Source organism: Neisseria sp. HMSC067H09 (assembly GCF_001814135.1).
In the GTDB taxonomy this organism is placed as follows: domain Bacteria; phylum Pseudomonadota; class Gammaproteobacteria; order Burkholderiales; family Neisseriaceae; genus Neisseria.
In genome coordinates this window covers 74,825-85,028 of sequence record NZ_KV814937.1, presented here as the reverse complement: position 1 = coordinate 85,028, position 10,204 = coordinate 74,825, and the positions used below count along the sequence as shown (strand labels likewise).

The following is a 10,204-nucleotide window of genomic DNA, read 5'->3' as shown; positions in this document are numbered from 1 at the left end:
AAAGGTCGTCTGAAAATTTTCAGACGACCTTTGCCGTTGCGGAAATATTAAGGATGATCTGCAACGTAAGCCCAGAGGCTTGAAATCTTGGCAATCTTCAAATATTTCTTAAAAAGCGGAGGTCTGGATTCCCGCCTGCGCGGGAATGACGGTGTGAGGGATTGGATTTGGTGCGATATAAAAGGCTGGGTAAAGACGGAAATTGAGAATCTTGAAATTCGATCAATCTTTAAACATTCCTAAAAAGCTAGGTGCGGATTCCTTCCTGCACGGGCATGACGATATGGGGGCTGATTCAGATTCGATAAAAAGGTCGTCTGAAAACCGACTTCGGTTTTCAGACGACCTTTTGGTTTATAGAAACCCTGTTTACGCTTGCGCTATCGGGCTGTCTTCTTCCTGCCGCTCTTCTTCGTGTTCCGCGCTGTTGAGCAATTTCAGCAGCTTTTCGGTTTTTTCTGAATCTTCGCTGCGGAGGATTTTGGCGGTTTCGGTTTCGAGCAGGGCGGTGTTGCTGTGCAGGATGATGTTTTTGACGGGGAGCAGGTTGTTGGGGTTCATGGAGAATCGGCGCAGCCCCATGCCCAGCAGCATTCGCGTGTAGGTGGTGTCGCCTGCCATTTCGCCGCATATGGAGACGCTTTTTTCCATGCGGTTGGCGGTGCGGATGATGTGCTGGATGGTTTTCAACACGGCGGGATGGCCTGGCTGGTAGAGGTGGCTGACGCTGTCGTCGCCCCGGTCAACCGACAAGATGTATTGGATCAGGTCGTTGGTGCCGATGGAGATGAAGTCGGTCAGTTTCAGGATGCTGCCGACGGTCATGGCGGCGGACGGGATTTCAATCATGCAGCCGACGCTGACCGTGCCGAAAGTTTCGCCGCGTTCGGTGAGCTGGCGTTGGGCGGTGTCGAGGTGGATCAGGCATTGGCGCACTTCGGACAAGGAGGTAATCATCGGCCACATCATGCGCACGGGGCCGTGGGCGGCGGCGCGTAGGATGGCGCGCATTTGGGTGCGGAACATGACGGGTTCGGCGAGGCACAGGCGGATGCCGGTAAGTCCGAGCGCGGGGTTGAGGCTGCCGTTGGGGGTGGAATTTTGACCGAACCAGCGGGGGTTTTTGTCCACGCCCAAATCGACGGTGCGGATGGTGATGCTTTTGCCTTTCATTTTTTTCACAATCGCGCTGTACACTTCGTACTGCTCGTCTTCGGTCGGCATGGTGTCGCGGTTGAGATAGAGGAATTCGCTGCGGAAGAGTCCGACGCCGTCTGCGCCGAAGTTGTGCAGGGCTTTGATGTCTTCGGCAGATTCGATGTTGGCGAGCAACTCGATGTTGATGCCGTCGGCGGTGGTGGCGGCGGTTTTTTTGAGCTTGTTGAGTTCGCGCTTGTGGAGGCGGTATTCGCGGGCGAGGCGGCGGTATTCGTTGAGGACGACTTCGTCCGGATCAATGATGAGGACACCGTTGATGCCGTCAACGATGACGGTTTCGTTTTCGGTAATGAGCCTGCGGGCATTGTGCAGGCCGATGACGGAAGGGATGTCGAGGCTGCGGCCGAGAATGGCGGTGTGGCTGGTCGGGCCGCCGACGTCGGTAACGAAGGCGGTGATGCGCTGCTCTTTAAAGAGGACGGTGTCGGCGGGTGAGAGGTCGTGGGCGATCAGGATGGTGTCTTCAAACAAGCCTTCGTTGAGGTTTAAGTCGTTGCTTTGCCCGACGAGGTTGTTGTGGATGCGGCGGACGACTTGCAGCATGTCCTGTTTGCGTTCGCGCAGGTAATCGTCTTCGATGTTGTCGAACTGGGCGGCAAGCTTGTCGCTTTGCTGTTTCAATGCCCATTCGGCGTTGATTTTTTGTTCTTTTAAAATATCGACGGGTTCGCGCGAGAGGGTTACGTCGGTCAGCAGCATAAGGTGCAGCGAGATGAATGCGCCCAATTCGGTCGGGGCGTTTTCGGGAATCGCGCTGCGAAGCTGTTCCAACTCTTTGCGCGTGGCTTTGATGGCGGCATCGAAACGGGCGGCTTCGGCGTCGATGAGGTCGTCTGAAACGTCGTATTGCGGCACTTCAGCCGTCCCGCGCGTAATCAGGTGGGCTTGTCCGATGGCGATGCCTTTGCCCGCGGCGACACCGTGCAGCACGATACTCATTATTCGCCCTCGCCGAAGTAGTCGTTGATTAAGTCGGTCAATGCCTTCATAGCGGCGACTTCGTCCAAGCCGTCGGTTTCCAGCTCGATGATCGTGCCTTTGGCAGCGGCGAGCATCATTAAGCCCATGATGCTTTTGCCATTGACGCGGCTTCCATTTTTCGTCACCCAGACTTCGCTTTGAAACTGAGACGCGGTTTGGGTGAATTTGCTGGAAGCGCGGGCGTGGAGTCCGAGTTTGTTGATGATTTCGATTTGTTGTTTTTGCATGTTCGGCTTTCGGGTGTGCGGGGTCGTCTGAAAACGTGTCGGTCGGGTTAGACGGCTTCGGCGTGCTGTTTGCACACCAAATCTTCCGGTTCGGCGGTGATGGCGAAAATACCTTTGACGGCGGCTTCCCTGACCGTTTCAGTAAAGGCGGCGAGATCTTCCGCCATGGGCGAGTATTGGGTCGCTTTAATCATCATCGGCGCGTTCAGTCCGGTCAGGATGGCGGATTTGCCCGCGCGAACCAGCCTGCGGGCGGCATTGCACGGCGTCGCGCCGAAGATGTCGGTCATAATCAATACGCCGTGGTTTTCAGGAAACTCTTGCAGCGCGGCGATGGCATTGTTGATGATGTCGTTTTGGTCTTCGTCAGGCTCCACGCCGAGAATGCGGATGTTTTCCGGCATTCCCGTCGGGAAGAAATGATGGGTCAGGCTGCGGTAGGCCTCGCCTACTGCCTCGTGGGTAATGATTAAAAGGTTGATCATGATGTGTTCTCTGATGATTTTATTCGGCCGGTGTGGGCGAAAGTATCGTCCGTTCACCCGCCACATAGCGCGATATGGTGGCACAAAGGTCGTCTGAAAAGGTTTTCAGACGACCTTTTTTAATCTTGTCTCAGCCTTGGTTGAGCGCGTAAATCTCGCCCAAATTGCGCCAGCAGCCCGCCGCGTCCATACCGTAGCCGAAGACGTAACGGTTGGGAACATCCATTCCGACATAATCCGCCTTGGTCGGTTTTTCCTTGTCGATCAACTTGTTGGCAAACACAGCCGCACGGCAGCTTGCCGCGTCCATTTCCAAGAGCTTGGACTGAATCGCCGACATCGTGTGGCCCTCATCCAAAATATCGTCCAATACGATTACATGACGCCCCCGAATCTGCTCCGGGTCGGGCATCCGTTTCCAGTTGAACGCGCCGCCCGCCAGCTTGTCGCCGTAACGGGAAACATGAACATAATCAAAGTCCAAAGGAAAGCGCAACAGCGGCAGCAACTGCCCCGTAAACACCACCGCCCCGCCCATCACAGGCAGCAGGAGCGGATATTTGTCCCCCAAGTCGCGCGTAATCTCGTCCGCCACTTTTTGCAGCGCGGCACGGCATTGGTCTTGGTCGAACAAAAGCTCGGCATTATCAAGCATGGCTTGGGTTTCAAGGCGTTTGGTTTCTAAATCGATCATGGTAAACGGGGAAATCAGTTGGAAAAAAGGAAATTATAAACCCAAAACGGGCTGAGGTCGTCTGAAAGCAGGCTTTAAAGTTGTAGAAGAATAGTTTGTTTTGCCGGAATCCGTATAAGCCTGCCAAATTTAGCCTAAGTCATAAAATCCTGTAATTTTCCACCAATCATTTAACTTTGGGAGTAAAATCCCAAAATATTAATTTGCATCATGATTTACGGCTTGGATGTCTCGACGTAAGTTTTAGATTTACAATTTCAGACGACGTTGGGATGCTATTTTGTAATTTTCCAACAAAGCCGTATGCCATTTATCAACGGATTGACCGAAAGGACGCTTCACATGAGTAATGCAAAACGCGATGTAACCCGCATCAGCCACAACACCAAAATCGTCGCTACGTTGGGGCCGGGCAGCAACAATGTCCAGTTGTTGGAAGACATGATCCGTGTAGGCGGTCTGAATGTCGTCCGTTTCAACTTCAGCCACGGCACGCCTGAATTCCATCAGGAAAACGCCCGCATCGTGCGTGAAGCGGCAAAACGTGCCGGACAGGAAATCGCCATCCTCGCCGACTTGCAAGGTCCGAAAATCCGTGTCGGCAAAATCGCCGGCGGCAGCATCGAATTGAACAAAGGCGAAACGCTGGTTCTTGATGCCGCACTCGAAGGCGAAGGCACGCGTGACGCAGTCGGTTTGGACTACCGCGACCTGCCTAATGATGTCGTCGCGGGCGATGTTTTGTGGTTGGACGACGGTCTGCTAACTTTGACCGTGGAATCCGTTGAAGGCAGTAAGATTGTTACTAAGGTTGAAAACAGCCATGTGTTGAAAAGCAACAAAGGCATCAATAAACGCGGCGGCGGTTTGTCCGCAGGCGCGTTGACCGAGAAAGACTTCCGCGACCTGAAAACCGCGATTGCCATCGGTTGCGACTACCTCGCCATCAGCTTTGTGAAATCCGCCGAGGATTTGCACATCGCCCGCGCTAAAGTCGAAGAAGAAATGAAAGGCAGCACTGCCGTACGCCCCGGTTTGGTTTCTAAAATCGAACGAGTTGAAGCGATTGAAAACTTGGACGAAATCATCCTCGCCAGCGACGGTATCATGGTGGCGCGCGGCGACTTGGCGGTCGAAGTCGGACACGCAGCCGTCCCCGCCCTGCAAAAACGCATGATCCGCCGCGCACGCGAGTTGCGCCGCTTCAGCATTACGGCAACCCAAATGATGGAATCCATGATTACCAACCCCGTCCCGACCCGCGCGGAAGTCAGCGACGTGGCAAACGCGGTATTGGATGGCACCGATGCGGTGATGTGTTCCGCCGAAACCGCCGTCGGCGCGTATCCGTTTGAAACCGTCAGCCAAATGGCGATTATTTGTGCGGCTGCGGAAAAAGAACAAGATTCGCTCAACGGCGTTGCCGAACAGGTCGATTATCCCGAAGCCGTCAGCACCAACTTGGCGATTGCCGGCGGCGCGGTCAGCGTGGCGCGCGCGGTTCACGCCAAAGCCATCGTCGCCCTGACTGAAAGCGGTTCGACCGCCTTCGAAGTCAGCCGCCACAACATCACCTTGCCGATTTTCGCGCTGACCCCGAGCATTTCCGCCCAACGCCGTATGGCGATGTACCGCGGCGTGCGCCCGCTGATTTTGGCGACCAGCACCGACCACGATACCGCGCTGAACGAAGTGGAAGCCATGTTGGTCGAACATAAAATCTTAAGCTCCGGCGACCAATACATCATCACCAGCGGTTCGCAAATGCGCGAATCCGGTTCAACCAATACGCTGGAAGTGTTGCGCGTTAAATAATCGACACGCAAACGGCAGATAACCAAGAGGTCGTCTGAAAACTTGGAAACGGGTTTTCAGACGACCTTTTCGCAATATGCCGTGTCGTCATGCGGAATGTGGGGCGATGGCTTGCCGGGGCGGGTTATTGCCTGATGCTCAATACAGCAGTTTTTTGCGGGGTATTTCAATTATACCGACCTGTTTCAGCAGGCTGACGTCCAAATCCGTCTGCGAGGTACAGGCATCGCCGAAAACGTTTTCACAGTCGGCGTCCACGCGGACGATTCCGCCGAATTCTCCTGATTTGGCAAGGGTGTGGATGTCGGCGAAAATACCTGCGTAAATTTCGTCTGCCGCCAGCATATCCGCTCCTTCGGCAAATACCGGCAGCCGTGCCAGCGCGGCGGCGACAGCCGAAGCGGAAGGGTGGTCAGAAATAGCGGTGGCTTTCAGGCGGATGTTTTTCGCCATGCCTTTGCCGTGATTACGGATAACGAAGGCAATCATGCCGGGTTTGTCTTCTACCGGGCGGATGGCGGCATGCAGGACGGGGTGGACGCTTTCACGCTGTATCAGTTTTTCCCGATGCTGCATTTCGCTTTTTGCCTTGATTCTGACCGAGGCGACAGCCCACGCAAGCCAAACCAGCGCGATGGCGGCAAATGCCGTGATGACAGGGGTAAGGTCGGCGAGATAGTCTTGGGGGTTAAACCAGACGCAGGCGGTTAGAAAACCGGCAAAAAACATCAAAATGTATAAAGCCGGTGCAAAACGGCTGAGGACGGATGCGTGCATAAAGATTCCTGTCGGTGGCAGAATAAGGTCGTCTGAAAGCGCTGTGCGGTATTGTCTTAAGACAATATAATTGTAACGTAAACCATATGGTTTAACACGCCCGAATAACGAACGGCATAATCGGAAGAGGGACGGCGACGCTATTGCCTCCCGCCGCCCGCTGCTTTACCATAAGCCGCTTTCGGTAAAAATGCCGCCACCACTTCCCATCACACAACTGCCATGAAAAAACTGATCACCTCGTTGCCTATTTTCATCGTCTTAGCCGACATGGTTTACGGCTTTGTCCTCAATATCTCGCAAGGGCTTAATTTGCAGCAAAGCACGCCTTCTGACGGCGGACTTGCCGTTACCCCCGACATTGCGTTCAACAGTCTGCAAATTATTGCCAACGGCGGCATGATGGTTATTATCGGCTTCGGACTGCTGACTCTGCTCCAACTTAACGGTACGGTTTTAAAACGCCGTATCCTGCCCATCGGCATTTTCCGCACGTTGGGGCTGCTGGCGGTATTGGCATTCAGCGTGCCGTCGCTGTGGGAATGGGGCAATGCGCTGATTTCCGCTGCGGCAGGGCATCCCGTGTTCAATTTCGGCAACTCGCGCTATTTGGTCAGCGCATTTTGTATGCCGCTGCTTGCCTTATTGTGTCTGAAGCGGCTGTACGATTGGTACAGGCTGCACCGGTTGCCGCAGGCGGATACAGCCGTGCCTGCCGCATCACAGGAACCGGATAGAAAGGTCGTCTGAAAATCCTTTTTCGGTTTTTCAGACGACCGGTTTTCATAGGTTTAGGGAGATAAAGAATATCGGAAAATAGCAAGGGAAAGATACTTAAACCTAATGATATATAACGTGAATTTGTGAGATGAGCCCCTCTTTTCCTGATGGCGGGTCGTGCAGCGGAGGCTAATCGCGAAATGCAGCGAAACGTTGCCCGCAAAAAATGTTCCAACCTATTGTCCGATTCAAGATTAGATTGATGTGTCTTCAGGCAAGGCCGATGCTGCGGTTTGACTGATTTCAAAGGGCGCATTACTTAAAAAGGTCGTCTGAAAACCCTTGTTTCAGGTTTTTCAGACGACCTTTTGTCTTGTTTCAAACCGCTTCAATCAGTCTTTGAACCGTTTGAACACCAGTGTGCCGTTGGTACCGCCGAAGCCGAAGGAATTGGAGATGGCAACGTCGATTTTCACGTCGCGCGCTTCGTTGGCGCAGTAGTCCAAATCACAGCCTGCTTCGATGTCTTGTTCGAAGATGTTGATGGTCGGCGGGGATTTTTGCTCGTGTACCGCCAACACGCTGTACAGCGCTTCCACGCCGCCTGCCGCGCCGAGCAAGTGGCCGGTCATGGATTTGGTGGAGTTGACGATGACTTTGCGGGCATGGTCGCCCAGCGCGCGCTTGAGCGCTTTGGTTTCGTTGGCATCGCCCAGCGGAGTGGACGTACCGTGTGCGTTGACGTAATCGACGTCTTCGGGATTCAGTCCGGCATCTTTCAGCGCGCGGGTAACCGCCAGCGCAGGGCCTTCTTCGTTCGGGGCGGTGATGTGGTAGGCATCGGAACTCATGCCGAAGCCGACGATTTCGGCGTAAATTTTCGCGCTGCGTTTTTTGGCGTGTTCCAATTCTTCCAACACCAGCACGCCCGCGCCTTCGCCGATAACGAAGCCGTCGCGGCCTTTGTCCCACGGACGGGAAGCGGTGGCGGGATCGTCGTTGCGGGTGGAAAGTGCTTTCATCGCAGCAAAGCCGCCGACGCCCAAAGTGCTGATCGCGCCTTCGGCACCGCCTGCAATCATTACGTCCGCGTCGCCGTATTTAATCAGTCGGGCGGAGTCGCCGATGGAGTGCGCGCCGGTGGTACAGGCGGAAACCATGCCGTAGCTGGGGCCGCGGTAGCCTTTGAGGATGGTAACGTGGCCCGCAATCAGGTTGATCAGCGAACCGGGGATAAAGAAAGGATTGATTTTGCGCGCGCCGCCTTCGATAACCGCTTTACCGGTGGCTTCAATGCTGGGCAGGCCGCCGATGCCGGAACCGATGTTCACGCCGACGCGGTCTTTATCGAGGCTTTCCAATTCGTCCAAACCGGCATCGTCAATGGCTTGCAGCGCGGCGGCGATGCCGTAGTGGATGAACACGTCCATGCGGCGGGCTTCTTTCGCGCTGATGTATTGACCGATGTCGAAATCGCGCACTTCGCCGGCGATTTGGCTGTTGATGTCGGATGCGTCAAAGCGGGTAATCCGGCCGATGCCGCTTTTGCCTGCGAGCAGGTTGCTCCATGCGGCGGCGACGTCGTTGCCGACCGGTGATACTTGGCCGAGGCCTGTGATGACTACTCTTCTCTGACTCATGATAATCTCGCTGTTGGTTTTCGGTAGGATGCGGCAAGATGCCGTCTGAAAATGATAATAGCGGTTCGGAATCGGATTCCTGGCGGCTATTATAACGGATTTTGCCCCACATATATAAGGTAACAGCCTCTATTGCGCTAACGCAGCAGAGGCTGGGGATGTTTGGTGCGGCCGATTAGCCGTTGTGGGCGTTGATGTAGTCGATAGCCAGTTGTACGGTAGTGATTTTTTCGGCTTCTTCATCGGGGATTTCGCAACCGAAAGCTTCTTCCAAAGCCATAACCAATTCTACGGTGTCCAAAGAATCTGCACCCAGGTCGTCTTGGAAGGAAGATTCATTTTTGACTTCGGCTTCGCTTACGCCCAGTTGTTCAGCAACAATTTTCTTAACTTGTTGTTCGATGTTTGACATATCAGTCGTTCCTTTTGCCTTGCGGCGGGTTGTTTAAGAGAAATAAATTCGTCGGTATTGTACCGAGTTCGGATAGAGTTTTCCATCTAAACCTGCATTCTAACACAGATTATTCTGGAAAAACCTGTTGTTGTGCATATTAGCATAGCCTGATTTTAACCTACAAGCGGGAATTTATTTTTCTTTAGTATTAATAAGTTAGCAAGCAGGAGGGTCGTCTGAAAACTAAAATTCCGGTTTTCAGACGACCTTTTTATGAGATTAATGGGGACTTGGAAGTTATAGTGGATTAAATTTAAATCAGGACAAGACGACGAAACCGCAGACAGTACAGATAGTACGGCAAGGCGAGGCAACGCCGTACTGGTTTAAAGTTAATCCACTATACTATCTGTACACGACGGGCGTTGTCGCCTTGTCTCATTTTTATTTTAATCCACTATATATTCCGTCATTCCCGCGCAGGCGGGAATCCACTGGAAACCCTATGCAACGGGTGTTTGCAAAACAGCCGGCCGTAGCGTGGGCTTTGCCCACGAACAGGGTTTGACAACGCACTGGTGTTAAAGATAACTGCGTTATTTGCATCACAAAAAGTCGTCTGAAAACCTTGTCTTTACGGGCGATAGCGAAAACATAGAGCCTGCTCTAAAGGATTGTTTCGCTATCTTCATCCGTGGGCAAAGCCCACGCTACGTTGTAAGTCTGAGATTAAATGTTTGTAAAACGGTTGCCGAGATTCAAAAGTGGATTCCCGCCTGCGCGGGAATGACGGCATGGGGGGAATTTTTGTTTAATTGATGGGCTGTTTTCGCAGAAAAGTCCGCATTACAGGTTGAAAAACAAACAGCCGTAGCGTGGGCTTTGCCCACGGGTTGTTTTTTTGGAAAAACAAAGGTCGTCTGAAAGCCTGCGTACAGGTTTCAGACGACCTTTTATATTTTCGCGGGCATAGCCCACGCTACCAGTTGAACACTGCTGAAATATCGTTCTTTTCGATCGTGTTTCCCTTGATGTGGCGCAGCAAGCCGTAGCCTCACTAACCGCGTGCATGGCTACGCCACTCACCCTACCTGCGGGCGGCACAAACTTTAAAACCGACATGTAGGGTGTATGCGGTACGCACGCACGCGTTTTTTGTCGTCTCAAACCATTGTTTCAAACTTTCAGACGACCTCAGACGTCGTCTGAAAACCCAAAACTTATAGTGGATTAACTTTAAACCAGTACGGCGT

The 10,204-nt window shown here is 53.2% G+C and carries 9 protein-coding genes and 1 pseudogene; 3 read left to right on the top strand and 7 right to left on the bottom strand.

Annotated features, from left to right (window positions below):
• Nucleotides 1-369: 369 nt before the first annotated feature.
• From ptsP to HMPREF2954_RS09310, 4 genes are all read right to left on the bottom strand, one after another.
• On the bottom strand, nt 370-2,157 hold the full coding sequence (gene ptsP, locus HMPREF2954_RS09325) for a phosphoenolpyruvate--protein phosphotransferase (RefSeq protein ID WP_045075250.1): 1,788 nt from the start codon (nt 2,155-2,157) through the stop codon (nt 370-372).
• Nucleotides 2,157-2,426, bottom strand: coding sequence for an HPr family phosphocarrier protein (locus HMPREF2954_RS09320; RefSeq protein WP_003755888.1), 270 nt, complete (start codon nt 2,424-2,426; stop codon nt 2,157-2,159). Before HMPREF2954_RS09320 ends, ptsP begins: the two co-directional genes overlap by 1 nt.
• 47 nt (nt 2,427-2,473) lie before the next feature.
• Nucleotides 2,474-2,911 carry a PTS sugar transporter subunit IIA gene (locus HMPREF2954_RS09315; RefSeq protein ID WP_003755891.1) on the bottom strand — a complete coding sequence of 146 codons (438 nt, stop codon included), beginning with the start codon at nt 2,909-2,911 and terminating at the stop codon, nt 2,474-2,476.
• Between the two features lie 130 nt (nt 2,912-3,041).
• Nucleotides 3,042-3,605: a hypoxanthine-guanine phosphoribosyltransferase gene (locus tag HMPREF2954_RS09310; RefSeq protein WP_045075252.1), complete on the bottom strand. Its 564-nt coding sequence runs from the start codon at nt 3,603-3,605 to the stop codon at nt 3,042-3,044.
• Nucleotides 3,606-3,947: 342 nt separating this feature from the next.
• Between HMPREF2954_RS09310 and pyk the strand changes: the two genes are divergently transcribed.
• Nucleotides 3,948-5,420, top strand: a complete 1,473-nt coding sequence (gene pyk / locus HMPREF2954_RS09305) for a pyruvate kinase (protein WP_045075254.1) — start codon at nt 3,948-3,950, stop codon at nt 5,418-5,420.
• 138 nt (nt 5,421-5,558) lie between these two features.
• Here the strand turns inward: pyk and HMPREF2954_RS09300 are convergent, their stop codons facing one another.
• Nucleotides 5,559-6,197 carry a hypothetical protein gene (locus HMPREF2954_RS09300; protein WP_045075256.1) on the bottom strand — a complete coding sequence of 213 codons (639 nt, stop codon included), beginning with the start codon at nt 6,195-6,197 and terminating at the stop codon, nt 5,559-5,561.
• A 222-nt stretch (nt 6,198-6,419) separates the two neighbouring features.
• Between HMPREF2954_RS09300 and HMPREF2954_RS09295 the strand changes: the two genes are divergently transcribed.
• A complete protein-coding gene (locus tag HMPREF2954_RS09295; RefSeq protein WP_045075258.1) occupies nt 6,420-6,947 on the top strand; it encodes a hypothetical protein in 528 nt (175 codons plus the stop codon).
• Nucleotides 6,948-7,309: 362 nt separating this feature from the next.
• Here HMPREF2954_RS09295 and fabF read toward each other — a convergent pair whose 3' ends face one another.
• Together fabF and acpP are read right to left on the bottom strand one after the other, a co-directional pair.
• Nucleotides 7,310-8,557 carry a beta-ketoacyl-ACP synthase II gene (fabF, locus tag HMPREF2954_RS09290; protein ID WP_045075260.1) on the bottom strand — a complete coding sequence of 416 codons (1,248 nt, stop codon included), beginning with the start codon at nt 8,555-8,557 and terminating at the stop codon, nt 7,310-7,312.
• A gap of 175 nt (nt 8,558-8,732) precedes the next feature.
• Entirely contained in the window at nt 8,733-8,969 is a 237-nt protein-coding gene (acpP, locus tag HMPREF2954_RS09285) for an acyl carrier protein (RefSeq protein ID WP_039406310.1), read from the bottom strand.
• Between the two features lie 280 nt (nt 8,970-9,249).
• Here acpP and HMPREF2954_RS13065 point away from each other — a divergent pair.
• Nucleotides 9,250-9,357: pseudogene (locus HMPREF2954_RS13065) on the top strand (IS5/IS1182 family transposase); the annotation flags it as partial.
• Between the last annotated feature and the right edge of the window lie 847 nt (nt 9,358-10,204).